This window comes from Allomuricauda sp. TY007, assembly GCF_010468565.1.
Taxonomy (GTDB): Bacteria; Bacteroidota; Bacteroidia; order Flavobacteriales; family Flavobacteriaceae; genus Flagellimonas.
Window position 1 is genome coordinate 80,044 of the sequence record NZ_WUEG01000007.1, and the last position, 25,452, is coordinate 105,495.

A 25,452-nucleotide genomic window follows, 5' to 3' on the forward strand; every position below is an offset into this window, starting at 1 on the left:
CGTCCATATTGAAGCTCAACTATTTTTATGAAGCATTGAAACTTCCATATATCAGCAAATACACCTTCCCAAATTTTGTACACACATGGGGCCTCAGCAATGGCAAGCCGCTATTTTTACATGTATTGCGACAAGAATCGAAAGAATTCCTTTTTCAGATCGGCATAGATCTGTCGCTGTTCTTCCATTTTTTTTCTAAACTCCGAATGATTTTTGACCAAAATGGTATCCAGGGCGGGCTTGCCGGTCCTTTCTTGGGCCGCTATGTTTGCTTCATGTACCTGTATCTCCCCTTGGAGCTTTTCAATGATGCCTTTGTGGAGCATGAACTCGTTTTGGTAATGTTCCAATTTTTGGAGCACCTCCTTTTTGGTCCATCGCTTTACCAGTTCATCCAAACGAAGGTTGAACGATTTTAACTCATCTTTCCAAAAAGCAAGTTCGGAATCCCACTGTTTGTGTTCAAAATGCAGGTCACTGTTGTTTATGATTACTTTTTCCATGATTATTAACCACTTAATGTTCTATCCCAAAACTACCCCACTCCATACTCCCATGGAATGATCTGAATCATTTTTCCAGGGTCCCTTTTATATTACTTTGCCTTGCTAAATATGGTACATTATGAAAAGAATTTGGTCATTTTCGGCAATGGTCCTTTTGTTTATGGCAATGCAGAGCTGTGGCCCTGTGTTGGTTTCGCACAATTTGGCAGACCCTCCCCCACCCTGGTTTTATCCCAACAGAATTGAAACTGTACGATATGTTTATTTTCCGGAACTGAGCATTTATTACGATCTATCGGCCAGAACCTACATCTATTTTGATGGCGGGGTATGGCTAAGGAGAAAAGTATTACCGCCCCGATACCGTACGCAAGACCTGAACCGATCTCGGTATGAACGTATCAGGAATTACTATGAGGATGACATTAGGCGGTATCACGATCAGAACAATGCGGACAGGGGACGAAGCAATAAAAGTGTTGGAAGAAGGAACAAATAAGCCATAAAGCTTCTTCAGCAATTGGAGCTCTTGTTCAGCCTACAGGCTTGCAATACTTGGTCCGCTTTGCTGCCGTCTCTGTAAATGGTGATTCCCTTCAATCCATATTCCCAAGCGGTCCAATATATCTCCGAAACGGTTTCCACTGGGGTTTCTTTGGACAGGTTTATGGTCTTTGATACAGCATTGTCCGTATATTTTTGAAAAGCATGTTGGTGGCGCAAATGATATTGCCAGGGTATCTCCAAACTGGTCTCGAACAACTTTTTGAGCTCTTTAGGAACCATTTTCGAGCGCTGGACACTTCCCGTTTCCAACACCTCCGATTTCAACTTTTCCGTCCATAGCCCAAGTGTCTTCATGTTTTCCACAAAAACGGAATTGATTTCTGTCTGAGTTTTGTTCCCCATGATCCCGACACGACGATAGGCAATGGCGTACAAGGGTTCTATGGAATATGACGTATCCGCAATAATCGAAATGCTTCCCGTAGGGGCAATGCTGTTGCAGGTGGCATTTCTCATGGGTCTGTTTGGATGGAAAATGCTATTTGCCCATTTGGGAAACACCCCTCGCTCCCCTGCAAGTGATTCGGAAACATCATAACTTTTGGATCGAATGAAACGCATGATCTCCTCGCCCAAGCTGACGGCTTCCCCAGAAGCATAGGGAATTTCCAATCGGGCCAACATTTCCGCCCAGCCCATCACGCCCAGCCCTACTTTACGGGAATTCTTGGTCCGGGCCTCAATTTGAGGTATTAGGTAATGATTTGCCGATATCACATTGTCCAAAAACCTCATTGAGGCTTCGATAGTCTTTTCGAGCATATCCCAATCAACCTTTCTTTTGCCCTTTTCTGATTTGAGCATCTTGGAAAGGTTCAAAGAACCCAGATTACAGCTTTCATATTCAAGAAGTGGCACTTCCCCACAGGGATTGGTGCTTTGGATAATGCCTTGGTCGGGAATTGGGTTGTGTTTATTGATGGTATCCAAAAAAATGAGCCCGGGATCCCCAGTTTTCCATGCTTGGGAAACAATCAGTCCCCATAAAGATTTTGCCTTAATGGCTTTTGTTGCTTCTCCCGTTCTTGGGTTGGTCAGATTCCAATCCGCATCCTCTTTTACCGCCTTCATAAAATCATTGGTAATCCCCACGGAAAGATTAAAGTTTTGGAGCGTTTTGCCTTCGGATTTTGCCAAAATGAATGCCTCAATATCCGGATGATCCACATTCAGGATTCCCATATTGGCCCCTCTCCTTTTCCCACCTTGTTTTACATGCTCCGTGGCCGTGTTATATATTTTGATAAAGGCAATCGGGCCCGAAGAAGTCCCTCCGGAAGATACAATTCTGTCCCCGTGGGGCCGAAGCTTTGAAAAATTATATCCAGTACCCCCTCCATTTTGATGAATCAGGGCAGTGCTCTTCAGTGTGCTAAAAATACCGTCCAAGCTATCCTCTACCGGAAGCACAAAACATGCACTCAGCTGTCCTTTGGGCAATCCTGCGTTCATCAAGGTCGGTGAATTGGGCAAAAAATGAAGATTGGCCATCAAATCGTAAAACCTACCCTCCCAGCCAGCTTTATTCTTCTCCTCCTCTACACTTGCAATATGTTTGGCTACTCTCTTAAAAAGCCCATGGGGTGTTTCAATAATCTTTCCCGAAGGGTTCCTGAGCAAGTATCTTGCCTGTAACAACTGCTGTGCATTGGTTGTTCGTTTCATGGTATGTTGAAATATTCCCACTCAATTATGATGGAAAACATGCCTTGTGGTTACTTTCCTTCGAGATGGGGCAAAACCATAAATGGGATATCGAGATGCATGCCTATTTTTCTGATAACCGGCCGGATGAACAGGCTTTCTAAAAAAGTATGTTTGTTCATGATCATGACCAAGAGATTGATTTTGTTCTTTTTTTGAAAGTCATTGATCCCCTCTATGACCCCATTGATCGGAGCCTCATGGAATATATAAGTATGGGGCTTCAAAAGCTGTTCGAGTTTTCCCTTGTTCTTCATCTGGAATTCTGTCATACTATTACCCGTTGAAATATGCAGGATGTTGATATTCCCATTATTTTCACTTGCCAAAAAAAGAAGTTCCTCAATTATTTTTTTATCATAATCAACCTCTAAATCCACAGGAAATAGGATTTGTTTAGGGCTTTCGTATTCAAATTCCCCGGGAACTGCTATTAGTGGACATTTTGCTTTTTTTATAGCATGGACGGTATTACTGCCAAACAGTAATTCCTTGGCTCCGGTAACACCCTTTGTTCCCATCACAATCAAGTTTATCCCTTCTTTTTTTACCAACTCCCCTATTTCATCCACTAGTTGATTGAAGGCTCCTTGCAATACAAATTTGTGCTTGGGGTTTGCATAATCGGCTTCCAGTTCTTCCTTCAATGCATTTAGTTGATCCATTGTCTGGTTTTGGTAAAAGACCAAAGGGTTTGTTTCATAGGAATCCATTGTCCAACTTTCAATACTGTACACGGGAATACCATAAGTGTGCAACAAATAAAAGGTACATGGCGCATCCTTATAAAGCTTTAGAGCATAGATAATGGCGTTTTTTGCATTTTGGGAAAAATCAGTCGGAAGCAATACCTTTTTCATAGTACATCTATTTGGAAATGTTCACCAAAATTAGAATATAAGAAGCGGCCAAACCATGACTTAGGTCATTTTCAAAACCTTACCGCCCTTTACCCATTTTTTCCCTTGCTTAGTGTAAGGCCCGATTTATGTTTTTAAGAGATAATGTTCTTATTACATCTTGACTTAGATTTGGTTTACAGACCTCTTTTTTTCATTTCCAATTTCAATTTCTCTGGAATATCCCTACACCCACAATTCTTTTGGTGTTCCAAATGCCACACTATCCGTTCATCTACAGTAGGATTTTTGGGCATTTTGTTTGCAATGTGCCAATTCTTGTTGAGTTTCATTATACTTTATTTTAATGATTGATTCCAGCCCATCTGCATAGAAAAGGATAAGATGATCGGCAATGTTAAAATTCTAAAAGGTAGTTGTTACTGTTTTCAAGAGGCAATAAAGTATCCAGTTTCAATATGATCCAATCCGTATACAGGGTTATATTTTTTATGACGGATTCGCCTGCCAAGCCATCTACTCCCTCAATGGTGTTGCTTCCTTCTCCCGACGTAGTGAGTACGATAATCTTTTTAAGATGGTTCTTGTTAGCGTTAACGAATGCATCGACCGCTTCGGGTGGTTTTCCATATTCCCAAGTATGTAATAAGCATACTGCATTAAAATCTGAGTGGTCTATCCTGGGAAGATCGGAAATGTCTATTATCTTAATGAATACCGAATCATTTTCGTAATAGCGGACGACGTTCTGTACCAAGGAATCTTTAAAAGTGCTCCCCTGGGTGGCAATGAGCAGTCTTTTGTCGAACGTTGGGGAATATACCGAATGTGCCTCTACCGTATCCATGGAATAGTTATTCTTGTACCATAACGCCAATAAGAAGAATAAGGCCACGACCATAATCAATATCCAAACCACCACTTTGTACCGTTTCACTTTCATGTTTTCCTTTTTTGAGGTTCCTTTTGCACCGAATGGGCACTCCTATTATGGGTCTTTGCATATTGACCCAAAAGCTCCTCCAAACTTTGCAGATAGTTTTCCAAGGTCTTTTGATCTATATTGGGATGGGACAGCACAGGAAGGGTCATGGGATCTTCATCCAAAAAGTGGTATAGTTCAGGGTATTGCGATTCCATGGTATTGGTCAATATGGTAATCCTGTTCAATATGGAATTCAACTCTCTCATGGTTTTAGGCAACTGTTAACTACAATGCATGTATACTTTATTCGCTTTTCATGATGATAATTCAATAAAATTAGTGGCTAAGGCATACTTTGAAAATGATCTTAATCATACTAAAATGAACACCTTGAATGATGAACATCATTGATAGAGTCAAGTCTTGGTTTTAACTTTCTATTCAAATTGGGCACAACACAGTATAGGGCATTTTTGTGCCTCATTTTTGGATGGATGCTTAAAACACTCAATACTGTAAAAAGCCATGGATTTCTAACAAAGAGAAAAACATGAAGACAGAAGAACAAAATACAATGATTCACATATCCCTTAAAGATGTTGTCTTGGAGGGATTTTTGCACATCCCTGTCCATCCCAAGGGCTTGGTTCTTTTTTCCCACGGAAGTGGCAGTGGCCGTTTGAGTCCGAGAAACAACTATGTTGCCAATATATTGCAACAGAAAGGGATGGCCACACTTTTGTTCGACCTTTTAACCGAATCCGAGGACAAGATCTATGAAAATAGGTTCGACATTGACAAACTCACCCAACGCCTCATCAAAACAACGCAATGGGCCCAAGAACACCAACAAACCAAGGAATTGCCCATAGCATATTTTGGTGCCAGCACCGGTGCCGCATCAGCACTCAGGGCAGCGGCTTTTTTTGGAAACACTATCAAAGCTGTGGTATCCCGCGGAGGAAGACCGGACCTGGCCATGGACGAACTTTACAAAGTAAAGGCACCCACACTATTGGTCGTAGGCTCTCTGGACACCTATGTAATCTCGTTGAACCAAAGAGCATACGAAAATCTAAAATGCAAGAAAAAACTGGAAATAATCCCCGATGCGGGACACTTGTTTGAGGAACCGGGCAAGTTAAGAGAAGTGGCAGATGTGTCAAGTGCTTGGTTATTGAAATGGTTTGAAAAAATTATAGAGGGAAATGTTTAGGAACAGAACAGATGCCGCACTGCAATTGGCAGAAAGACTTGAAAAATACAAGGACAAGAATGTAGTGGTACTTGCCATACCCAAAGGCGGGATTCCCTTGGGGATGATCATTGCCAAAGCCTTGAACGCCCCGTTGGATGTAGCTCTTTCCAAAAAAATCGGCCACCCCTACAACAAGGAATACGCCATTGGGGCCGTAAGTCTGGAAAATGTGGTCCTTACCAATGACCATGGAGTGGCCAAAAGCTACATCACCGAGGAAACGGAACGCATCCGTAAAAAACTACAAAGTAGATTTGAAATGTACCACCAGAATAGGGCACCTATATCTTTGAAGGGTAAGACCATCATTATTGTGGATGATGGCATCGCGACCGGCAATACCATAAAAGTAACGGCCCAATTGGTCCAAAACCAGCATCCACAAAAAACCATAGTGGCTGTTCCCGTTGCGCCCCGGGGTGCCATCCAAAACCTTCAGGATTCCAAATACATTGATGAGGTGATCTGCCTGATCACTCCCCATAACTTTCATGCCGTTGGGCAGTTCTATTCAGAATTTGAACAAGTCTCCGAGGAAGCGGCCACCACTTTGTTAGAACAGGCGGGCCGATAGTGGAAAATGTGATCTTCAATTCAATGGAATGACTCATTCTGTGGTTCATCTACATATCAAAAATGACATGGCTCTCCCAAATATTTTCCCCATTCCTTCCCGCATGGGTGCCGAGATATGAAACACCCCTTATCCTTTTATCGAACCCATCCATCCATTTGCCATAGAGATGGGCCGAGATACTGTTCTCCGACAGTTCTGAAAAATAAACATTACAGAAAAGGTTTTTATGCATATAGGTAAGGGAAAGTATGTCCGAGAGGAAATCGACCAAGAGATCGGTTGCATTATCTGCCGAAATCTCAGCGCTCATCTGACAGTCAAAATGATCTAGGTTGTCACAACCTCCGCTTTTCAGGATATTGTTCATGGTTCCAAGATTATCCCTCAAAAGCTCCTCGAGCGAGGGTGCCAGGACCTTTACCTCAATTTCTGTCTTATACTTTACCAACCCATTCATGGCTTTATCGCTTTTACGGTCACAAAAGACCCCGATCCATGCCCTTCTTTGGGTGTCTGTACCTCTTTAATGTTTTCCAGTTCACCAAAAAGGGTCTGGTTGTATTTCAGGTTTTTGAACCCTGTTTTTTTCAGCAGTTGTTCCAACTCGCTTACCGAATAAAAAGTAGCGTTCCTGTAAAAATGGCTCCGGTCCCTTTTTGCCATATAGGATTGGGCAATACTGCGTTCCTTGTCCAAAAACCCAATTATGATGGCCCCATCGGACTTTAAAACCCGATATGCTTCGGACAGGGCTTTTTTTACATTTTTGAAATGGCAAATGGTGACAAACAGTACAAAATCGAAATGCATTGCGGCATAGGGCAAGTGTTCGGCCTTGCCTTTCATGACCTCGACCCCTCGGTTGTATGCTTTTTTGGCCATTTCCAAAGAAGGTTCTATACCCTCTTTTATGCCCAAGGGCTCGGAAAACCTTCCGGTACCCAGGCCTACTTCAATGCCCCTAATGTTCTGGGGCAGTTCCAAAAACTGCTCCTGCAATGCCAATATTTCGGATTGATACACCTCGGGGTGATCCTCATACCATTGCTCGTATTGCGACACATATTCATCAAATACTTCTGTAGTTGCCATAGCTTACTGTTTTTAGAAAATTTAGTTATTGGTCGCACGATCCACAATAATGCAGGTCGACCATTACAAATTATATGGCCCGAAGCCAGAAGACCAGCACGGACCATACAAACAAAACCAACTAACTAGGAATTATTCACCATCTATTCCAAAAGTAACCTTTGCATTTACACGGTACTCGGAAATTTGGTTGTTCTTTATACAGACCTGCATGTCCTTCACGTAAACAGATTTGATGTTCCTAATAGTTTTTGACGCCTCTTTTACAATGTTGTTTACGGCATCCTCGAAACTCACCGTGGAGTTTCCCAAAATTTCAACGACTTTCAATACTGACATGATATTATAATTTTATGATTTGTAAAATAGCCCGGTACAGGCCGAAGCTTATAGAAATTCCCCTTTCTCATCCACTTTCACCCGCAATACCTTGTCACCATTTTCCAATTTTAATTTGTATTTTTTGGTGGCACCTTTTTCGTTGTGGTAAGTGACCAAATAGATGTCCTTGGTAATGGTCCATTCGGGAAATCTGTCCAAAACGGCCTTTTTTACGGTATTGGGCAAATTAATGTTCTTAAACCTTTCCGCAGTCCGGATGATTCTTCCGTCCTTGTCATAGGCGGCAAGTATCTTTCCTTCGGGGATAAAGAAATTGATGTTGTACAGGTCATAGTCATCCTGATAATACTCAGAACCTTTTACATCGAAGGCCGCCACTTTTCTCCTCAGCATTTCAACAGGGATAGAAGCTTCTTCCTCAGTATCGATGTTGTTCAGATACTTGTAATTGGTCGCGTAAACAATCACCTCCGACAATTCTTCTGTCTTGATGATCTGGGAATGCAAAGAGATGGCAATCCCCAAGGACAATAGTGTTAAAAGTAACTTTTTCATGATTATAGTGTTTTTGTTAATGTCTGGGCAATACCGTTGATCCCGTATTGGATCTGTGGCATTGTTATCACTAAAATTATTGGGAAGCCATACCTTTCACAATGACCTAGATCACTCCTTCAAATATTGTATTATTATTTTCAATTTATTGTGAACTTGATAGTTATCTACCATACTGATAGTGTTTGGACTGACATAAATCATTGGGAATTATTAACCTCGCCATGATATTTGTTGCCTAAATCCAAAACCATGGGCACTTACATCAAACCTTTCAATGAGATACATATAGATGACTTACCCAAAGTAGGAGGTAAAAATGCTTCTCTGGGCGAAATGTTCAATGAACTGACCAAGGAAGGGGTTCGAGTTCCCAACGGCTTCGCTACCACATCGGATGCCTTCTGGGATTATTTGGACAAAAACCACCTCCGAAAACCTTTGGAAGACATTTTGGCCAATTTGGATATCTCCACCTACCGCAACTTGTCCGAAATAGGCAAAAAAGCCAGAGAACTGATTTTAAGCGGTACCTTCTCCGACACCTTTTCCCAAAAAATAGTGGAAGCCTATCAAAATCTTGACAAGAAACACCCTGCCACGGTTGCTGTGAGGAGCAGTGCGACGGCCGAAGACCTTCCCGGGGCGAGCTTTGCTGGTCAACATGATACCTTTTTGAACATAAAAGGAGAGGAGGCCCTTTTGAAAGCGGTGAAAAAGTGTTTTGCCTCCCTATACACGGATCGGGCCATCAAATACCGAAATGACAAAGGCTTCAAACATTCGAATGTTGCCCTCTCGGTAGGTGTGCAGCAAATGGTTCGGGCAGACGAAGGCTGTTCTGGGGTGGGGTTCACGATAGAACCAGAATCGGGTTTTGAAAACGTCATTTTGCTTTCGGGTGTTTGGGGCCTTGGGGAAAACATTGTCCAAGGCAATGTTAATCCCGATGAATTCTATGTTTTTAAGCCCACCTTGAAAACGGGGCATTTCCCTATCCTCCAAAAAAAGAAGGGCGACAAGCGTTTGACCATGATCTATAACACCGAAAGGTCTGGGGAGCCAACGGTAAACATCCAGACCCCGGTTGCCAAACAGAACCTATTTGTCCTCTCCGATGAAGAAATAGGGCAACTGGCCCATTGGACCCTGGCCATAGAGAACCATTACCAAAAGCCCATGGACATTGAATGGGCAAAGGACGGGCTATCCGGAGAACTTTTCATCATTCAGGCACGGCCAGAAACAGTACATCAGGGCAAGGACAAGAACACTTATGTCCAGTACAGACTGATTGAAAAAGGAACCAAACTCGTTTCAGGAAATGCTGTGGGCAGCAAAATCAGGGTGGGCAAGGTCACCCAGTTAAAGTCCCCCAAGGAAGCCAAGAACCTGAGTTCGGAGCACGTGATCGTAACCGATACGATAACTCCCGATTGGGATCCGCTGCTGAAACAAGTGGGAGGCATTATTACCAACAAAGGTGGACGTACCAGCCATGCAGCCATCGTGGCCCGCGAATTGGGGGTGCCGGCCATTGTTGGCTGCGGCAATGCCACCGATAGGCTCCAGGACGGCCAAATGGTGACACTTTCCTGTGCCCAGGGCAAAACGGGCCATGTTTACGATGGGGCTTTGCAGTTTGAGGAGAACAAAGTAAACCTCTCCAATATTCACAAACCCAAAACCGAGGTCAAACTGATCTTGGCCGACCCCGAGAGTGCGTTCCAGCTTTCTTTTTATCCAAATGATGGCGTAGGGTTGTTGCGTATGGAATTTATCATTACACATTCGGTGAAGATCCATCCCATGGCCTTGGTGAATTTTGAAAGCATCAAAAACAAAGAGGTGAAAAAAGAGATCGATAAACTCACAGAGGGCTATCCGAACAGGACGGATTACTTTATAGACCAGCTTGCACAGGGAATTGCCACCATTGCGGCAGCTTTTTATCCTAAGGAAGTCATTGTGCGCCTCAGCGATTTCAAGACGAATGAATATGCCAACCTCATCGGAGGAAAGGATTTTGAGCCCGAAGAGGAAAATCCAATGCTGGGTTTTAGGGGGGCGTCCCGCTATTACAACGAACGATACAAGGCCGGATTTGCCCTTGAATGCGCGGCGATTAAAAGGGTCAGGGATATTATGGGTTTGACCAATCTTAAAGTAATGATGCCCTTTTGCCGCACCCCTTTGGAGGGCAAGAAAGTCCTTTTGATGATGGAGGAAAACGGCTTGGGAAGAGGAGAAAACGGGCTTGAGATCTATACTATGGTGGAAATTCCCAGCAATGTGATCATGGCCGAGGAGTTTGCACAAATTTTTGATGGGTTCTCCATCGGATCCAACGATCTTACACAGCTAACTTTAGGCATCGACCGTGATTCGGAAATCATGGGCAACCTATTTGATGAAAATGAAGCCGCTGCCAAAAAGATGATTTCCATGGCCATCTCATCCGCAAAAAAGACCGAGACCAAAATTGGACTTTGCGGCCAAGCCCCAAGTGATTTTCCTGAGTTTGCCACGTTTTTGGTGGATCAGGGAATAAATAGTATTTCCTTTAACCCGGATGCACTGCTGCAGGGCATGGAGAACATTGGCAAGGCAGAAAAGCGAATGGTGGACAGAAAGAGCACTTTTTTGGCTTGAAAAAGTGGGAAGCGGAACCGAAATCTAAAATGTTAAAGTTTGAAAAAAAGCACCAAACTGATCCAAATCATTCCACAAGCGGAACAATCGCCTTAATTTAGTGCCAAGATTAAGATACAATACGTTCTTTGAAGATAAAAACCATTGGTGTAAGAAATGCAGAAGAGGATACAACTATTTTTTGACTCCTTTTGGAGCGGTGAAAGCGTTTAGGGATAAAAGTAAGTAGCATTCCAGAAAAGAGCGTTGGATAGGATAACTTCTTCTGTGAAACCGGGACATTTCGATGTCCCGGTTTCTCCAAAAACCTTTATTGGAAAACTACCCAACGGTCATAAATGGTGTTTTTAAAAGGCACGAGGATATGCAATCAACCACATTTTTTCAAATGAGGTGAACAATCCTCCTCTCCATGGAAAAATACCTATAAAATGTTTATGGTCTGAGAAGATGCATAAACTAGAAAGGTTTGGATTGTCCACTGTACAATCATTCTTAAACATTTTAGCAATAAGATGGTAGAGAAAGTTTAAGGCAGAAAGCAACTCAAGCCTTTCGAAAGAAACAGGGAGTTTTGGCTCCCTGTTTCCATTTTAAATTACCCCACTCTTCTTTACAGTGGCGTGGCCAGTCACAATTTTTAATTTTTTTGATCAAAATGGAATATTATTTCAGTACCGTTCTCAGTGAAATCACTTTTGGGAAAGCCATACAAAGAACCACCTCGGCACTTAAAGACGAAGGTTTCGGGGTTTTGACAGAAATTGATATTCGGAATACCTTGAAGCAGAAACTGAATGTGAATTTTCCCCATTACACCATCTTGGGAGCCTGTAACCCTTCATTTGCCCATAAGGCACTTCAAATCGAAAACAAAATCGGCACCATGTTGCCCTGCAATGTAATTGTAAGGGATGCCGAAGATGGCAACATAGAGGTGGCAGCAGTGAACCCCATAGCTTCGATGGTGGGAGTCCACAATGAGGAACTGACCGGGATAGCCGAAGAAGTCAGGGATAAACTCAAGAGAGTGATAGAGGCCCTTCAAGAAAGTCATTGATCCAAATAAAGATCGTAGCCATGGAAGCTTCAAACATTTGCCAACACTGTGGCATGCCCATGTACCATCTCACCGATTTTGGAACCAACCGGGATGGCAGCATCAATACGGATTATTGCCACAAATGCTATCAAAAAGGTAAGTTTATCCATCCAAGAGAGGAAAACTTTGAGCAAGAAAAAGTTCTCTAACCATTCTATTTGCCCGGGTCGATGGAACGGCACCAAGACCTAAAAACAATCAGGCAATGACCATTCCTCCGTCCACAACATAGGTGCTCCCTGTGATATATTTGCTTTCATCCGAAGCAAGGAAAAGTACCAAATTCACGATTTCGCCTGTTTCGGCATAACGACCAAAGGGCACACTGGCTTCAAATCCTTTTTTGGCCCGTTGGCTGTCCTCTGGCGAAATGTCGGCCTCTATCCTACGCATCATGTTGGTTTCCACAGGGCCTGGGTGGACGGTGTTCACCCGTATGTTTCTCTTGGAAAACTCCAGCGCAGCGGTACGCATAATGCCCACAACGCCATGTTTACTGGCCACATAGGCACCCAAACCTTCAAACCCCTTTAATCCGGCCACGGAAGAAGTGATGATGACACTTCCTCCCTGCTCCATTTTGGGAATCACATATTTACACCCATACCAAACGCCTTTCAAGTTTATATCGATGACCTTGTTGAAAGTATCATCCGGGTAGTCTGCTATGGGGCTTGAGGTGCCCTCAATTCCGGCATTGTTGAAAAAAACATCAATTTTACCAAACTTATCCAATGCTGTCCGAACATATTCCTTTACAGCATCCGTTTTGGAAACATCTGCCGTACAATGGACAACATTTGCGTCGTTGAACTCTTCAACTGTTTCTTTCAGGGCGTTTTTGTCTATGTCCACCAAAAGCACTTTGGCTCCTTCTTGCAAAAAAACTTTGGCTGTTTCCTTGCCTATTCCTGCGGCACCTCCGGTGATTATGGCCACTTTATCGTCCAATCTTTTCATGGTTTCTGAATTTGTGTACTGATATTGCTGATCTGGAAATCGTTGTCGCCAGTTTTGACCAATATTAGGTCGGGTGAGATAAAGGACGCCTTCAACTCGGGCATTTGATAACGCCGTTTGGTTATCGAAATGTCTTCTCTTTTGCTGATGGGCCATATAATTTCACCCTTGGTGTTCAGTACAACCTCGGTGAAGGCGTACTCATAAATGTTCAGTTGGAAGTCGTTTTTACCCCTGAAGGTTCTTCTGCAATAGATTCCGATGGCCCTGCCATCTTTAAACGCTGTAACATTCAGATATTCAGGTTCGATCACAATGTTTCCTTGGGTATCCATAAACCCGAAATACGGAATTCCCTCATCCTTTATTTCTTGGATGGCACATAGCCCGTTCTTAAATTTTGGATACTTGATTCCCTCGATATCACGCTTCGACTCATCCGCATTTTGGTCCCAAACCACATCATCCCGAAAATCTATGACCAGATTTCCATCTTCGTCGATAAAGCCCCATTTACCATCTTTTTGGATGGCCGCCAGCCCTTCGCTGAAAGGCCCCACTTCGTCCAGATCCCTTATTTTGACCGTTGGTTCGTTCATAGTCTCCAGGGTTTGTGCTCCTACTAAAAATGGAAGGGCCAAAAAAGCCAGTCCCGCCAAATATTTTAGTCTCATAATACATGTTTTTAGATTATTTGAAGGTAGGTCACAAGTTGATTTACAACAATGATTTAAATCAGTAGAGCACCTTTTTGACAAGGCTTCATTACATCTGCGAAATTGTTTTAAAACATTAAATTGGAATAGATCAAACTTTTGAGGTCCTTGGGTAGTTCGTTCCGGATGTCCTCCATTTCGCCCAAGGACACATATTTCCGTAGAAATAAAAATGTGACATCAATGTAAGTCTCGGCGAGGTCGTTCTCTTCCCCGTAGTCGTGGATGGCGGAACGCCCATCAAATTGCTTAACCAGTTCAATAAATTCATCCAGATGCTTGATGCCCGATTTCTTTTTCTTGGGGTTCCAACCATTTACATAGGCTCCTTTGAGAAACGTGGGCAGTTGCGCAATTAGTTGCAGTGATTCTTCCACAGATATGAGCTCCCGTAAGGCATGCATGATCGAAACAAATATCCTGCCCGCTTTTTCGGTGTCTTTTCCCATGCCCAATTGTTTGGCATATTCGTTCAAGAAGGTATTGCCTTCCTGTGCGTATTGATTGAAATTGAGTGCCATAGCTTTTATTTTTAAGATTCACCCATAAAAATGGTGTTTAAAATGGTTTGTTGAAATGACCGCCGTCAATGTCACCCATAAACCTCGGCAACCTATTTTTTCAGTATTAAATCATCGTAGAGTGCTCGATGATCCAGATCATTGTGCCATACATGCTGTACGGGTAATTTCACGCTAAAACATTAACACTAATTTGAAACGTCATGAAAAAATCACTGTTATTTCTATTAGCGATGGGATTGACCTTCCCATCCTTTGGCCAAATCACCAAAACGGAAGAACTCGCTGAAGTGGTGGTCCGTGCCGTGAACTACAAGTACCTTAACAATGTGGAAACAGCTGAGGTTGCTTCTGTCCCTGTTCAACTTTTAGAGCGAAAGGCAGCCGCCTACGATATCAAGAACTCGGACATTTATATGGATGAGTATGACTATTACGAGGTGGCTTTCTACATTCCGGAAGGAATGGTCTTGGCAGCGTATGATAAGGATGGGAAGATTATAAGGACTGCCGAAAAGTTCAAGGACATTAGCCTACCCCAAAACGTAAGGGAAGCCGTGGTGAAACGATTTCCCGGATGGACCATCACCAAGGACATCTATATGGTACGCTATGTGGACGACCGTAGCCCTGTTAAACAGTACAAGATCAAATTGGTGAACGGTGATGAGGCCATCAGGGTAAAATTGGATGCTGACGGAAACTTTTTATAAGCCCGTATCCTTACAACCAAAACCACAAATGGGGAAAGGAACGCAGATTGATTTCCAAAAAATAATTTGAAACGCTAAAAACTTACAAAATGAAAATCTTAATTGTATATGGTACCAGTGAGGGACAGACCCGAAAAATAGCCAGGTTCATGGAAGAAGTGCTTCAAGGGGGGGAACACAAAGTGGTCATTGCCGATGCCACGCAAGACCCTCCTTCCCCCGATCGTTTTGCGGCTGTTATGATAGGTGCCTCTGTTCACATGCAAAAATACCAAAGTAGTGTAACCGATTATGTTATGCGTCATCTGGACAGCCTCAATAAAAAACATACCGCATTTTTTTCGGTTTCCATGGCCATTGCATCCAGTATTGAGGAGGAGCATGAAGATATCAAAAAAATGACTTCGGACTTCTTGGCCCGCACAGGGTGGACTCCAGACGAGGTACGTCATTTTGCTGGAGCTTTGAGATATACCCAATACGATTATTTCAAAAAGCTCATCATGCGCATGATCGCCAAAAAAGAAGGAGGCAGTACTGATACTTCCAGGGACCATGAATATACGGACTGGGACAATGTGAAATCATTCGTCCTCAACTTTTGCACAGAAAGCGTCGCATCATCAACAGGTTAGTGGTTCAATCTTCCCAAAACAATTCACTTAAAAGCTAAAGTCATGGGATTCAATTTTGATCAATATATCACAGAAGGAAATACTTTTTTAAATGACTACGCCAAACAGCTATCCATGGAGAACGACAAGGACAGAGCTGGCAGGATCTTAACGTCCATATTGCACGCCTTAAGGGACATTGTCTCTCCAACAGAGTCCCTACAACTTATTGCACAACTGCCCATGCTCATAAAGGCATTATATGTTAATGGATGGGCCATTGGTAAAAAAAGGGGCAGGGTCAAGAATTTGACGGATTTTATCGATCTCGTGAAAAAGCAAGATGGCTCCGCAGCCATCAACGACTTTGGCTATAATAATGATGTAGCGGAAAACTATATCCATACCACATTTTCGTTCTTAAAAAGATATGTTTCCCAAGGCGAGCTGGAGGATATCAGGGATGTATTGCCAAAAGGTCTAAAAAATATAATTCCATCTCACATAATGAATGCATAAACCATATAAAAGTATTGTTCTTGCTAATACCTTATGGAAAATATTGAATCGTAGAACCAACCTTAGGTGGGCGAATGGGTGTTTTTTTGCCGACCCAATCTATAAAATCCGTACTTTACTTTAATCCAAATTCAGGTCATCTTTCATTTTTTATGTAAATTCCTGTCTAAGCAGAACAAGCTACGGATGTTGCCCAACACCAATGTGTCCCTTGCAATCTGGTTTGCAGTTAAAATATTTTTTGATAATGAAAGGAAATCCATCCTTTTGCAATGTGCCTTGCATTAAAATACTAAAAAGCTCAATACGTTAATGTATTATACCCCTTGGCCTGAAGTTGGAGTATTCGTACAGACCACGTTGGCACCGGCACCAATCCGTCGATAAGTTGGTCCGCCGACACATTTAATTTTTCCATGGCCACACTGCATATACTAACGCGCACCTTGGATTTGTATTTCTGAAAAAAGGTTTCCAGTTTGGATCCCTTTACCAACTCGGCAACTACCTTTCCTTTAACAACGACTTCGTAATCGACTATCTCTACCCCGCTTTCCACCAAAAGATCATACATGTTCAATGCGCCTTTAAAATGGCGTTCATCACTGACCCCAATGGCAAATTGCTTGATGCTTTTTAAATCGTTTACCGTTTCGGCATCCAACCGAACTTGCGCAATAGCATCAACACTGCCAAAAATAACTATGGCGATAAATATGATCAATGTGTGGAATGCTCTTTTCATGGTTCGTAAGTTTAACAATCAATATTTTAAAGATACAACTATTGACTCGCTTCTTTTACAACAATGGTTTTATAGACGGTTATTGGTTTGCCATAAGTGGTAAATCCATCCAAAACCACTTCAAACTCCCCTGTAAGATCAGAGGTATAGAACTCAAATTGTAAGTCTGTATCATCTCCTACCTCAACATGGGGCTCCCACAACAACACTCTTCTGTAATCGGGGATTCTCTTGCCCATTTGCTCCGTAGTGTAACGCTGCTTATAATAATTCTTTTTGGGCATAGGTTTTTCAATAGGAACATTGATACCGTACTCGGGAGCATAGTTTTCAAAAAAATCGCCTTCTATGGTTTTTACCGCCATCATGCCTTGGTAATCCTTACCTGCCATTCTAAACTGATCTCGAACCAAACTAATGGATTGTATTTGTCTAGCATCAAAGTCCTTGATTTTTTCATGGTCTGGCACGTACACCCCATCAAACAGCACAATGGCAGGGAAATCGTTGGCCTTTTCGTTATAGGTTTCAAAATCTTGGGCTATGCGAATGTAATCGCTTCCATCCGGATTGTTTCGATACCCAGCATAGTTGAGCACCTCTACGAGCGTCTCTTGAAAGGTGGGAAAGCGTGTAAAATCGGCTAAATTTATGGTTTCGGGCATACCACCATCAAAAGGATCTATGGGGGTTCCCAAAAGAATGGAATCCGGTTTTACGGAGTAAAATTGATTCTCCAATTGATTATGTATGCTGCGTTGTGCAATAGCTTCGGAATATTCGGGTTTTATATGGAATTGATCAAATATCAGTTGGGAAGCATCAAGATGGGGAACCTTACCCAGAGAAACCTCAACATTCTGGGCATTTTCTGCAACTTGCACAATGGCCCTACCCAATTTGTAATTTTTTCTCAAATAGGTATAGAAATTGCCATGACTGTCCGTTGTGGCAAATTTTAGCAGAAACTCCTCACCCGGAACCGACACCACCATTTTGGCATCGGAAACAGGGATTCCTTGTCCATTGGTCACTCTTCCATACAATAGCTCTCCACGCTGTTCCGGCAGAAAAAGACTGTCACCCACCGTTTTGTCCAATTCTCCCTTTACATTAAAATATTTGTTGGCGTAGGAAATGGCATTTATGGAGGGAAACACCAACATTTCACTCTTTTTTTGAGCCCTTAGGGTGTAATTTCCGTGACCAAGCTGCGCTTTGTAGTTTTTAAGATTTACAACAACCTTTTCCCTAGTTCCGTAAATTTCTTGTTCCAATTTTATTTGTACTACCGATGAGTCCACAGGTTGACTCAATTTTTCGCCAATTATTGCCTTCTCTTCTAAATTATCGGGCAACAATTGTGATTGATCTATTTGATAAGGGTTAATAATGACCAAATCATCCTTAAAAACTTGCTCCATACCGTTATTTTTCATCCATTGGGTATAGCCGAGCAATTTGTAATTTCCTGAAGGCACATGGGTATTAACAAAGAAATCGCCTTGTGACTTACCTTTTTGAAGTCTAACCTTTTGTTCCAGCACATATTCCCCTTGTGGGTTCACCAAGGCTACGTAACCCACAAAACTTATATTGCTGGCGCGATTGTTCTGCGCATTGAAGCAATAAAAGGCATAGTGTAGGTACTCTCCCGTGAACACAATGGGACCGGTATGGTGCAAATACACCTTTTCTTGCGGTAGGCTTTTTAGGTTTTCCAATTCCTCTTCACTACTTATTACGTATTGAGCTTGAACGGGCAAGGACAACGTTGCGAGAACCATAAGTATTACCCATTGTTTTTTCATAAGCTAAGTTTTTAATCTATCCAAAAATCTGGTTTTACATTACTTCCCAACAAGGTACAGTCTCCACAAATTCTTTGAACAAAAATGTAAGGCCCAGGACAAGATGCATAGGGTACCAAATTCTCATCGTATCCCGAAAAATAACTAATGGTCCCTATGTTTACTCTTTCTATTATGGATTGTGGACAGGGATTGGAAACGGGTTCTTGAATACAGTATGACGGATGGGATTCAGGAACGGATTGCAAAAAACAATCAAAAGGAAAGGCAGGTAGTTCTTCGTCGGGGAAAAAATCCTCAAAATTAAAGAACAGTCGCCTGTCCGACACCCCCACGGCCTCCACATACCCCAAAACATTTTCATTTGTCCCATCCTTTCTATGCACGTTTGCATAAAGCGCTCCTGGCTGTATCTGGGAAAATATATTATCCGATTGCGAAAAGCTTTTCAAAGTCTCATAAAAAGAATACGCATCGGCAGATTGTACTTGTTGTTGCACCAGAATACTGTATCGTTCCGAAATAATAAAATTGTCCTTACCAATAAAACGTACCATGTGCTTGGAAACTTTGCTTTCGGGATTTCCCGCAGTACTCAACTGTTCAATAATAGTTGAAGAAACGGTATTATAACATACCCTATTCTCCACTTCTTTGGGTACAACCTCTAAATTGTATGTAGGTACAGGCAAAGCACAGGGGTCATAGTCTGTTAACACAAAATCACTGCCTGCCCAAAAAGGAGAGACTATTTTATAAGTTTCTTCAAAAGTATATCTATAAAATTCCGTGTTTCCTTGCTGGGGTTGACTATCTACATAAATGGCCACACCTTCCGCTCCGCTATCGCTTATAGCTCTTTCAGCATACACATTGGTCAATTGCGAGGTTCCCTCTACAGTTAAAGGGTCAGAGGCATATTCCCTGCCATCACTGGTTGTAATATCCAAGGTATATCCAACTCCCATTTCCAACGCAAATGGCTGATTGGAGAGGTAGATGCCATCATCACCTTCGGTAAAACCGTATTCAGTACCATTGTCGCCCAATACACGGACCGTGGCCCCGCCTTCCATATCCACCGAATCAATGGGGCGACTGCCCAAGGGAATGTATGGATTGTAAACAGTATCGGTCTCGAGGTCCAAACGCAGGCTGCTTCGGCTCAGATACACCTTTTGGGTAATCATTTCATTTGTTAGGACAGCCTCTACCACCAAAGCAGCGGTTTGCTCCTCCTCGCCAAGCGTATCAAGTTCAAGCTCGTCCAAGCATGCCCCAAGACAGAACAATAACAATACTGGCCATATGAGTCTTGACAGTTTCATTCTTCCCAAAAATCTGGTTCTACATTACTTCCCAACAAGGTACAGTCTCCACATACTCGGGGCACAAAAACATAAGGGCCAGGACATGATGCATTGGGCACCAAATTTTCGTCATAGGCACCAAAATAAGTGACCGTACCATTGTCCAATCTGCTCAACAAATCCTCTGGGCAGGAAGGGGGAGGTGGTTCATTATAAATTCTTGCCGTCATAGGATTACAGTTAAAGGGGAACTCTGGCAGTTCTTCTTCCGAAAAGAAATCATCAAAATTGAAGAACAGTCGTTGGTCCGACACCCCTACAGCTTCTACATATCCCAAAACATTTTCACTTGTCCCATCCTTTCTATGCACATTGGCATAGATGGCACCAGATTGTATTTGGGAAAATATATTATCCGATTGCGAAAAACTTTTCAAAGTCTCATAAAAAGAATAGGCATCGGCTGACTGGACCTGTTGCTGCACCAGAATACTATAGCGTTCCGAAATAATAAAATTGTCCTTACCAATAAACCGAACCATGTGTTTGGAAATTGACCTATCGGGACTACCTGCCGTACTGATTTGCTCTATGGTCGTGGATGGAACAGTATTGTAGCAGATCCGGTTCTGCACTTCCCGTTCCACTATCTCCAGATTATATTCAGGGGGAAAGACGGAGTTGTCATAACCGGTGAGCTCAAAATCCACGGGAAGCCAATTTGGCGCCACTATCTTATAAGTTTCCTCATAGGTATAGCGGTAAAACTGCGTATTTCCTTGCTGGGGTTGACTATCCACATAAATGGCCACTCCTTCCACTCCGCTGTCGCTAACAGCTCTTTCAGCATACACATTGGTAAGTTGCGAGGTTCCCTCTACAGTTAAAGGGTCAGAGGTATATCCCGTGCCATCACTGGTTGTAATATCCAAGGTATATCCAACTCCCATTTCCAACGCAAATTGTTGATTGGAGAGGTAGATGCCATCATCACCTTCGGTAAAACCGTATTCGGTACCATTGTCGCCCAATACACGGACCGTGGCACCGCCTTCCATATCCACCGAATCAATGGGGCGGCTGCCCAGGGGAATGTATGGATTGTAAACGGTATCGGTCTCGAGGTCCAAACGCAGGCTGCTTCGGCTCAGATACACCTTTTGGGTAATCATTTCATTTGTTAGGACAGCCTCTACCACCAAAGCAGCGGTTTGTTCATCTTCGGCAAGCGTATCAAGTTCGAGTTCGTCCAAGCATGCCCCAAGAGATGCCAGAAATATGATTCCCAAAATAATTCGATATGAACCTTTTTGAAATTTCATCAAAACTTGAAATTATAGGTTATGGAGGGTATGGGCATTCCAAAAATGGAGCTTTGCAATGCTTTTACTTCACCATCATCCGTCACAAAAAAAACGGAGTACGGATTATTCCTGCCCAGCACATTGTACACCTGAATGGTTATAAAACTATGGGCCAATTTGTTCTTTTTATGATTCCCCTCAATATTGATTCCCAGGTCCAAGCGATAAAAATCGGGTATCCGATATTTGTTACGATCACTAAAAGTGACATAATCGGCATTATTGAACCTAAAGGTTCCCGTAGGATACGTAATAGGTCTTCCCGTTTGATACACAAAATTCATGGATACACTATACCTTCTTGTAAACTTGTAATTGGCAATAACACTCAGGTCGTGCGGTTTGTCAAAATTGGATGGGAAAAACTCTCCATTGTTGATGCGTTCCTCACTGGTATCCCCATCAAATTTATATTTAGATCGGGAATAGGTATAGCTCAGCCAACCGTTAAGATCTCCTCTATTTTTCTTTAAAAGGAATTCCACTCCATAGGCTTTCCCTTCTCCTTGAAGCACTTCGGTCTCCACATTTTCATTGAGCAATAAGTCGGCCCCGGTTTTAAAATCGAGCACATCGTCCATACGTTTGTAATACCCTTCCAAGCTCAACTCATACATGTTCTCATTGAAATTTTTGAAGAATCCGAAGGTTGCCTGATATCCTTTTTGGGGTTTGATGTTCAAATCCGAAAGTTTCCAAGTATCAATCGGGGACACTGTTGTATTATTGGAAAGCGTATGTATAAATTGATACGAATTATTAAAGCTTGCCTTAACCGAGAAATCCGGGGTAAACAAGTATCTAGCAGCAACCCTAGCCTCTGGTCCCCCATACGTTTTAATAAATTCACCGCTATCATAGCTTATAGTGTCCTGTACAGTGGATTCGCTTCGTGGTGCACCCTCTTGGTAGGTATTCTGTGTTGCTTCCCCCATGGCCGCATAAAAAGCATAGCGGGCTCCCACATTGATCAGTAGTTTATCGGATATTTTAAACTCGTCCCCAATAAACAAAGCTCCTTCCAATGCCTGTTCTCGGTCTATGGTTATAGGTTCTACATTGGAATCATTGCCTTTGGGTTCAATGCTCCCGGGATCTACGGAGTAATATTTACCCGATATGCCATAATCGAGTGTATGGGCATCGTTCAAACGGGTGTTCAACCGATACCTTAGCTCTGATTCATTGATGGTGTAGTCCAGTTCAAAGTCACTGCTCCCCTCGTCATCGTAATCAATCCCAAAATTATAGTTGCTGTTACTTGCCGTAAGCACTCCAGTGCTTTTCTCGCTCAGTTTATGTGCCCAGCGTACAGAACCCAAACGGTTGCTGTAATTGTAGAGCGAATCGGAAGTGATGCTAAAATTGTCCTTGCTATAATAGGCGGTGCCACGAATTTCGCTGTTTTCGCTGAACTTGTGATGGTACTTTACTATACCATCAAAAAATGACGCCTCACTATTGCTCAAGTCTTCATCATCCAAAGCTTTCAATATCCAATCGGCATAGGCTCCCCTACCTCCAACAACCAAGGAAGAAACCTCCTTTTTTAACGGAATTTCCAAAGCCAGATTTCCGGTAACTGGTCCTATGGAACCCTCTCCAGATATTTTTTGAGTATCCCCGTTCTTTGTTTCAATATCGAGCACCGAAGAAAGCCTGCCACCAAATTCCACGGGCGGTGCTCCTTTATAAATGTTCACTTTTTCCGTTGTGAATGGGTTCAATGCTTGGAAAATCCCAAAGAAATGAGTTGGGTTATAAATTACCGCGTCGTCCAACAGTACCAAGTTTTGGTCGGTTTTCCCTCCTCTTACATTCAGTCCCGAAGCTCCTTCGCCGGCCGAGGAAATTCCAGGTAATGCTTTGGCTACCTCCAAAATGTTTCGCTCTCCCAATACCAGAGGTATGTCCTTGGATTCTTCGGAGCTTATCTCTTCGCTACCGGAAACTGCTTCTTCAACATTGCTTACGGCATCTGCTTCGACCACAACTTCCTGCAACTGTTCCAAGCTCTCCTGTAATTGAAGGTTCAGGGTACCGTCGTTGTACATGATAACTTTACGTTCCGAATCCCTTATTCCCATGGCACTAGTGGAAATAAGGTTATAACCAGCTGGTAACACCAACTCGTACTCCCCTTGCTCGTTTGTGACGGTTACACCACTTCTACCTCCCACTCTAATGGCCAAATCAGGTATAGGAGCACCTGTTTCGGCGTTGATTGCCCGCCCAGACAATCGGTAGGTTGGCCTTAAATGCTGTTCATTGGCTCTTCCTATTCGAACAACTGGAAGTTTTTCAGTGGTCTGGGATACTTCATCATTATAAAATGTGGGAGGAGGAACATTTCTTTTACCTTGCACAACCGTTGCACTTCCCAAGGTGTCCTTTGTTTGATAAAAACTTGGGGGTAGTTCATCGTAGATAACTGTGTTCTGTAACAAAAACACCCTTTTTTCTTCCTCAAGAAGGTAAAAATTCAATTGAGTCTCGGATAGGACGACTTCCAGAATATTGGAAATAGTAGCCTCTTGAAAGTTTTGTTCCACCTTTAAATCTTCAATCCAGTCATCTAGGTAGAAAAATGAATAACCGGATTTGTCTTCCAATTCCTTAAAAAATTCAGAAGAAGTTTTAGATTCACCCGAAATTGTTATGGGCACATTTTGTGAGAAAGCAAATTGCACCAGTAAAAGCATGGTCAATAAACTTCCCTTCTTTATCAAAGAAGAACGAGGTTCAGTAAAATAAGTCAATGGTTTGTTGAATTAGCTTGCTACAATTTAACAAAAAATTAATAAGACAATGATATTATCTCACTAAAAACCCATTAACTCTTAAAAAAATAGAGGTCTTCTAAATTCAGTAGCTTGAAATTAACAGTTCATCAAAATTTTTGGGCCCAATTTAAACAGCAAATAAAACAATCTCAATTGATGAGTGAAAAATGTATCACCTACGCTTGAACGCTGCCTTTTTTTCGACTTATTCCTGCAATGAGTCCAGCACACGTTGCGCGTTTTCCAATTCCCGTTGCATTTTCTCGTTCTCCAAAATATACTGTTCTTGCAACTGATTGATTTTTCGTTCAAACTCGTCGGCAGGGACATATTCCGGCTCCAAGAAAGTTTCTTTAAAAATACTGATCAATGTAAACAAAAAGCTGATCGTCACCGCTACTATAAGTCCTACGAGCATCACTTTTTCCCGTTTCAAATCAGGAGTGTTCTTCTTCAATAGTTTTCTTTCCTCCTTGGTCAATTTTGGCGTACCCGATAACTGCCCAAGAAACGTATCCCATTTCTCTTCTTCCTTAACATAGAGGTTCATGAATCCACCTTCATCCAAAAAATCTTCGGTATTGGGCGTAGAGGCCAACATAAAAATGTCCATTCCATTGCCACTCATTATATCCAGCAAATCAGGGTCGTAAGTTTGAATTTCCTGCACCAATTTTTGAGCATATTCCAGACTATAATTGGGTCTTAAAAATTCATCATAAAGGGTTTGGACTTGGAAGTAATCGTTTCGCTCCAAAGCATATTCCAAAAAACGGTCTTTTAATTCAGCCTTAAAAAATTCACTCATTTTTCAGAATGGGTGGTTAGTGGGTTGGTTTTTGGTTGTTTAGGCTAAATGTAAAGAATTGGGACGGTAAGATATTCTAATTTAAGGTAAACAATACATGGACTTTAGTTTTGAAATATTGTTATATCGGTTTGAGATGGAGAACTTTTGCTGGAATTGGCAAGTTAAACAATTTCGGCACTTAGGCCCGCCTGCAACAGCTTGCTACATTTAGGCTTTAGGGCAGCATACTCTCCCGTTTTCACGGTACACTTCCCTTTGTAATGCACAATCAAGGAGCATTGTTCGGCCTGTTCGGGCGTATGCTCACAAACATTGATCAGTGTTTCAATAACGTAATCAAAGGTATTTACATCATCATTAAAAAGAACTATCTCGTGCTCATTTGTGGTCTCTTCATCCAGAAGGACATCTTCCAACTCTTTTTCTTTGGTTCCCATAATCTCTT

General features: G+C 42.4%; 29 protein-coding genes. 9 read left to right on the forward strand and 20 right to left on the reverse strand.

Translation table 11 applies throughout. From position 1 onward, the window contains the following. Positions 1-116: 116 nt before the first annotated feature. Positions 117-503 carry a hypothetical protein gene (locus GO009_RS09340; RefSeq protein WP_163625945.1) on the reverse strand — a complete coding sequence of 129 codons (387 nt, stop codon included), beginning with the start codon at positions 501-503 and terminating at the stop codon, positions 117-119. 121 nt (positions 504-624) lie between these two features. Between GO009_RS09340 and GO009_RS09345 the strand changes: the two genes are divergently transcribed. Continuing rightward, a complete protein-coding gene (locus tag GO009_RS09345) occupies positions 625-1,005 on the forward strand; it encodes a hypothetical protein (protein ID WP_163625946.1) in 381 nt (126 codons plus the stop codon). Between the two features lie 14 nt (positions 1,006-1,019). Here the strand turns inward: GO009_RS09345 and GO009_RS09350 are convergent, their stop codons facing one another. The 5 genes from GO009_RS09350 to GO009_RS09365 form a co-directional block, all read right to left on the reverse strand. Further along, entirely contained in the window at positions 1,020-2,738 is a 1,719-nt protein-coding gene (locus GO009_RS09350; protein ID WP_163625947.1) for an adenosylcobalamin-dependent ribonucleoside-diphosphate reductase, read from the reverse strand. Between the two features lie 50 nt (positions 2,739-2,788). After that, positions 2,789-3,637: a universal stress protein gene (locus GO009_RS09355; protein ID WP_163625948.1), complete on the reverse strand. Its 849-nt coding sequence runs from the start codon at positions 3,635-3,637 to the stop codon at positions 2,789-2,791. A gap of 176 nt (positions 3,638-3,813) precedes the next feature. Further along, a complete protein-coding gene (locus GO009_RS17520) occupies positions 3,814-3,969 on the reverse strand; it encodes a hypothetical protein (protein WP_203532425.1) in 156 nt (51 codons plus the stop codon). A gap of 65 nt (positions 3,970-4,034) precedes the next feature. Next, positions 4,035-4,580 carry a hypothetical protein gene (locus tag GO009_RS09360; RefSeq protein WP_163625949.1) on the reverse strand — a complete coding sequence of 182 codons (546 nt, stop codon included), beginning with the start codon at positions 4,578-4,580 and terminating at the stop codon, positions 4,035-4,037. Then, the gene (locus GO009_RS09365; RefSeq protein ID WP_163625950.1) at positions 4,577-4,828 is read right to left on the reverse strand and encodes a hypothetical protein; all 252 of its coding nucleotides are present in this window, start codon (positions 4,826-4,828) and stop codon (positions 4,577-4,579) included. The genes GO009_RS09360 and GO009_RS09365 overlap by 4 nt, the downstream gene beginning before the upstream one ends. A gap of 284 nt (positions 4,829-5,112) precedes the next feature. On the opposite strand from GO009_RS09365, the gene GO009_RS09370 reads away from it, so the two are divergent. Together GO009_RS09370 and GO009_RS09375 are read left to right on the forward strand one after the other, a co-directional pair. Continuing rightward, the gene (locus tag GO009_RS09370; protein ID WP_163625951.1) at positions 5,113-5,778 is read left to right on the forward strand and encodes a dienelactone hydrolase family protein; all 666 of its coding nucleotides are present in this window, start codon (positions 5,113-5,115) and stop codon (positions 5,776-5,778) included. After that, entirely contained in the window at positions 5,771-6,394 is a 624-nt protein-coding gene (locus GO009_RS09375) for a phosphoribosyltransferase (protein ID WP_163625952.1), read from the forward strand. Before GO009_RS09370 ends, GO009_RS09375 begins: the two co-directional genes overlap by 8 nt. A gap of 49 nt (positions 6,395-6,443) precedes the next feature. Here GO009_RS09375 and GO009_RS09380 read toward each other — a convergent pair whose 3' ends face one another. The 4 genes from GO009_RS09380 to GO009_RS09395 all read right to left on the reverse strand — a co-directional run bounded on the left by GO009_RS09380 (position 6,444) and on the right by GO009_RS09395 (position 8,386). Then, positions 6,444-6,854 carry an archease gene (locus GO009_RS09380; protein ID WP_163625953.1) on the reverse strand — a complete coding sequence of 137 codons (411 nt, stop codon included), beginning with the start codon at positions 6,852-6,854 and terminating at the stop codon, positions 6,444-6,446. After that, positions 6,851-7,489 carry a class I SAM-dependent methyltransferase gene (locus tag GO009_RS09385; RefSeq protein WP_163625954.1) on the reverse strand — a complete coding sequence of 213 codons (639 nt, stop codon included), beginning with the start codon at positions 7,487-7,489 and terminating at the stop codon, positions 6,851-6,853. The genes GO009_RS09380 and GO009_RS09385 overlap by 4 nt, the downstream gene beginning before the upstream one ends. A gap of 132 nt (positions 7,490-7,621) precedes the next feature. Then, positions 7,622-7,828 carry a dodecin family protein gene (locus GO009_RS09390; RefSeq protein ID WP_163625955.1) on the reverse strand — a complete coding sequence of 69 codons (207 nt, stop codon included), beginning with the start codon at positions 7,826-7,828 and terminating at the stop codon, positions 7,622-7,624. Between the two features lie 48 nt (positions 7,829-7,876). Next, positions 7,877-8,386: a nicotinate-nucleotide adenylyltransferase gene (locus GO009_RS09395; protein ID WP_203532426.1), complete on the reverse strand. Its 510-nt coding sequence runs from the start codon at positions 8,384-8,386 to the stop codon at positions 7,877-7,879. Positions 8,387-8,638: 252 nt separating this feature from the next. Here GO009_RS09395 and ppsA point away from each other — a divergent pair, with 252 nt between their 5' ends. The 3 genes from ppsA to GO009_RS09410 all read left to right on the forward strand — a co-directional run bounded on the left by ppsA (position 8,639) and on the right by GO009_RS09410 (position 12,289). Continuing rightward, entirely contained in the window at positions 8,639-11,038 is a 2,400-nt protein-coding gene (gene ppsA / locus GO009_RS09400; RefSeq protein ID WP_163625956.1) for a phosphoenolpyruvate synthase, read from the forward strand. A gap of 658 nt (positions 11,039-11,696) precedes the next feature. Next, entirely contained in the window at positions 11,697-12,098 is a 402-nt protein-coding gene (locus tag GO009_RS09405) for a DUF302 domain-containing protein (protein WP_163625957.1), read from the forward strand. 20 nt (positions 12,099-12,118) lie between these two features. Continuing rightward, positions 12,119-12,289, forward strand: a complete 171-nt coding sequence (locus GO009_RS09410) for a zinc ribbon domain-containing protein (protein ID WP_163625958.1) — start codon at positions 12,119-12,121, stop codon at positions 12,287-12,289. A 49-nt stretch (positions 12,290-12,338) separates the two neighbouring features. Here GO009_RS09410 and GO009_RS09415 read toward each other — a convergent pair whose 3' ends face one another. The 3 genes from GO009_RS09415 to GO009_RS09425 all read right to left on the reverse strand — a co-directional run bounded on the left by GO009_RS09415 (position 12,339) and on the right by GO009_RS09425 (position 14,337). Continuing rightward, positions 12,339-13,100 (reverse strand): SDR family NAD(P)-dependent oxidoreductase, encoded by a 762-nt coding sequence (locus GO009_RS09415; protein WP_163625959.1) that lies wholly within the window; start codon positions 13,098-13,100, stop codon positions 12,339-12,341. Next, the gene (locus GO009_RS09420) at positions 13,097-13,774 is read right to left on the reverse strand and encodes a WG repeat-containing protein (RefSeq protein WP_163625960.1); all 678 of its coding nucleotides are present in this window, start codon (positions 13,772-13,774) and stop codon (positions 13,097-13,099) included. Before GO009_RS09420 ends, GO009_RS09415 begins: the two co-directional genes overlap by 4 nt. A 110-nt stretch (positions 13,775-13,884) precedes the next feature. Further along, a complete protein-coding gene (locus GO009_RS09425; RefSeq protein WP_163625961.1) occupies positions 13,885-14,337 on the reverse strand; it encodes a DUF2267 domain-containing protein in 453 nt (150 codons plus the stop codon). A 203-nt stretch (positions 14,338-14,540) separates the two neighbouring features. Here GO009_RS09425 and GO009_RS09430 point away from each other — a divergent pair, with 203 nt between their 5' ends. From GO009_RS09430 to GO009_RS09440, 3 genes are all read left to right on the forward strand, one after another. Beyond that, on the forward strand, positions 14,541-15,050 hold the full coding sequence (locus GO009_RS09430) for a nicotinate-nucleotide adenylyltransferase (RefSeq protein WP_163625962.1): 510 nt from the start codon (positions 14,541-14,543) through the stop codon (positions 15,048-15,050). Between the two features lie 89 nt (positions 15,051-15,139). After that, entirely contained in the window at positions 15,140-15,685 is a 546-nt protein-coding gene (locus tag GO009_RS09435) for a flavodoxin domain-containing protein (RefSeq protein WP_163625963.1), read from the forward strand. 42 nt (positions 15,686-15,727) lie between these two features. Beyond that, positions 15,728-16,183 carry a DUF2267 domain-containing protein gene (locus GO009_RS09440; RefSeq protein WP_163625964.1) on the forward strand — a complete coding sequence of 152 codons (456 nt, stop codon included), beginning with the start codon at positions 15,728-15,730 and terminating at the stop codon, positions 16,181-16,183. A gap of 301 nt (positions 16,184-16,484) precedes the next feature. Here the strand turns inward: GO009_RS09440 and GO009_RS09445 are convergent, their stop codons facing one another. From GO009_RS09445 to GO009_RS09475, 7 genes are all read right to left on the reverse strand, one after another. Continuing rightward, complete coding sequence (locus GO009_RS09445) at positions 16,485-16,928, reverse strand: hypothetical protein (RefSeq protein ID WP_163625965.1); 444 nt, start codon at positions 16,926-16,928, stop codon at positions 16,485-16,487. Between the two features lie 38 nt (positions 16,929-16,966). Further along, on the reverse strand, positions 16,967-18,739 hold the full coding sequence (locus tag GO009_RS09450; RefSeq protein WP_163625966.1) for a hypothetical protein: 1,773 nt from the start codon (positions 18,737-18,739) through the stop codon (positions 16,967-16,969). Positions 18,740-18,750: 11 nt separating this feature from the next. Then, the gene (locus GO009_RS09455) at positions 18,751-20,067 is read right to left on the reverse strand and encodes a DUF4249 domain-containing protein (RefSeq protein WP_163625967.1); all 1,317 of its coding nucleotides are present in this window, start codon (positions 20,065-20,067) and stop codon (positions 18,751-18,753) included. After that, a complete protein-coding gene (locus GO009_RS09460; protein WP_163625968.1) occupies positions 20,064-21,371 on the reverse strand; it encodes a DUF4249 domain-containing protein in 1,308 nt (435 codons plus the stop codon). Before GO009_RS09460 ends, GO009_RS09455 begins: the two co-directional genes overlap by 4 nt. Continuing rightward, positions 21,371-24,142 carry a TonB-dependent receptor gene (locus GO009_RS09465; protein WP_239057438.1) on the reverse strand — a complete coding sequence of 924 codons (2,772 nt, stop codon included), beginning with the start codon at positions 24,140-24,142 and terminating at the stop codon, positions 21,371-21,373. Before GO009_RS09465 ends, GO009_RS09460 begins: the two co-directional genes overlap by 1 nt. A gap of 259 nt (positions 24,143-24,401) precedes the next feature. Next, entirely contained in the window at positions 24,402-25,004 is a 603-nt protein-coding gene (locus GO009_RS09470) for a hypothetical protein (RefSeq protein WP_163625970.1), read from the reverse strand. A 164-nt stretch (positions 25,005-25,168) separates the two neighbouring features. After that, positions 25,169-25,444 (reverse strand): ATP-dependent Clp protease adaptor ClpS, encoded by a 276-nt coding sequence (locus tag GO009_RS09475; protein WP_014031805.1) that lies wholly within the window; start codon positions 25,442-25,444, stop codon positions 25,169-25,171. Between the last annotated feature and the right edge of the window lie 8 nt (positions 25,445-25,452).

Coding starts and splice junctions, on each gene's coding strand:
- GO009_RS09340 (WP_163625945.1), bottom strand. CDS start 503: ATGGAAAAAGTAATCATAAACAACAGTGACCTGCATTTTGAACACAAA.
- GO009_RS09345 (WP_163625946.1), top strand. CDS start 625: ATGAAAAGAATTTGGTCATTTTCGGCAATGGTCCTTTTGTTTATGGCA.
- GO009_RS09350 (WP_163625947.1), bottom strand. CDS start 2,738: ATGAAACGAACAACCAATGCACAGCAGTTGTTACAGGCAAGATACTTG.
- GO009_RS09355 (WP_163625948.1), bottom strand. CDS start 3,637: ATGAAAAAGGTATTGCTTCCGACTGATTTTTCCCAAAATGCAAAAAAC.
- GO009_RS17520 (WP_203532425.1), bottom strand. CDS start 3,969: ATGAAACTCAACAAGAATTGGCACATTGCAAACAAAATGCCCAAAAAT.
- GO009_RS09360 (WP_163625949.1), bottom strand. CDS start 4,580: ATGAAAGTGAAACGGTACAAAGTGGTGGTTTGGATATTGATTATGGTC.
- GO009_RS09365 (WP_163625950.1), bottom strand. CDS start 4,828: ATGAGAGAGTTGAATTCCATATTGAACAGGATTACCATATTGACCAAT.
- GO009_RS09370 (WP_163625951.1), top strand. CDS start 5,113: ATGAAGACAGAAGAACAAAATACAATGATTCACATATCCCTTAAAGAT.
- GO009_RS09375 (WP_163625952.1), top strand. CDS start 5,771: ATGTTTAGGAACAGAACAGATGCCGCACTGCAATTGGCAGAAAGACTT.
- GO009_RS09380 (WP_163625953.1), bottom strand. CDS start 6,854: ATGAATGGGTTGGTAAAGTATAAGACAGAAATTGAGGTAAAGGTCCTG.
- GO009_RS09385 (WP_163625954.1), bottom strand. CDS start 7,489: ATGGCAACTACAGAAGTATTTGATGAATATGTGTCGCAATACGAGCAA.
- GO009_RS09390 (WP_163625955.1), bottom strand. CDS start 7,828: ATGTCAGTATTGAAAGTCGTTGAAATTTTGGGAAACTCCACGGTGAGT.
- GO009_RS09395 (WP_203532426.1), bottom strand. CDS start 8,386: ATGAAAAAGTTACTTTTAACACTATTGTCCTTGGGGATTGCCATCTCT.
- ppsA (WP_163625956.1), top strand. CDS start 8,639: ATGGGCACTTACATCAAACCTTTCAATGAGATACATATAGATGACTTA.
- GO009_RS09405 (WP_163625957.1), top strand. CDS start 11,697: ATGGAATATTATTTCAGTACCGTTCTCAGTGAAATCACTTTTGGGAAA.
- GO009_RS09410 (WP_163625958.1), top strand. CDS start 12,119: ATGGAAGCTTCAAACATTTGCCAACACTGTGGCATGCCCATGTACCAT.
- GO009_RS09415 (WP_163625959.1), bottom strand. CDS start 13,100: ATGAAAAGATTGGACGATAAAGTGGCCATAATCACCGGAGGTGCCGCA.
- GO009_RS09420 (WP_163625960.1), bottom strand. CDS start 13,774: ATGAGACTAAAATATTTGGCGGGACTGGCTTTTTTGGCCCTTCCATTT.
- GO009_RS09425 (WP_163625961.1), bottom strand. CDS start 14,337: ATGGCACTCAATTTCAATCAATACGCACAGGAAGGCAATACCTTCTTG.
- GO009_RS09430 (WP_163625962.1), top strand. CDS start 14,541: ATGAAAAAATCACTGTTATTTCTATTAGCGATGGGATTGACCTTCCCA.
- GO009_RS09435 (WP_163625963.1), top strand. CDS start 15,140: ATGAAAATCTTAATTGTATATGGTACCAGTGAGGGACAGACCCGAAAA.
- GO009_RS09440 (WP_163625964.1), top strand. CDS start 15,728: ATGGGATTCAATTTTGATCAATATATCACAGAAGGAAATACTTTTTTA.
- GO009_RS09445 (WP_163625965.1), bottom strand. CDS start 16,928: ATGAAAAGAGCATTCCACACATTGATCATATTTATCGCCATAGTTATT.
- GO009_RS09450 (WP_163625966.1), bottom strand. CDS start 18,739: ATGAAAAAACAATGGGTAATACTTATGGTTCTCGCAACGTTGTCCTTG.
- GO009_RS09455 (WP_163625967.1), bottom strand. CDS start 20,067: ATGAAACTGTCAAGACTCATATGGCCAGTATTGTTATTGTTCTGTCTT.
- GO009_RS09460 (WP_163625968.1), bottom strand. CDS start 21,371: ATGAAATTTCAAAAAGGTTCATATCGAATTATTTTGGGAATCATATTT.
- GO009_RS09470 (WP_163625970.1), bottom strand. CDS start 25,004: ATGAGTGAATTTTTTAAGGCTGAATTAAAAGACCGTTTTTTGGAATAT.
- GO009_RS09475 (WP_014031805.1), bottom strand. CDS start 25,444: ATGGGAACCAAAGAAAAAGAGTTGGAAGATGTCCTTCTGGATGAAGAG.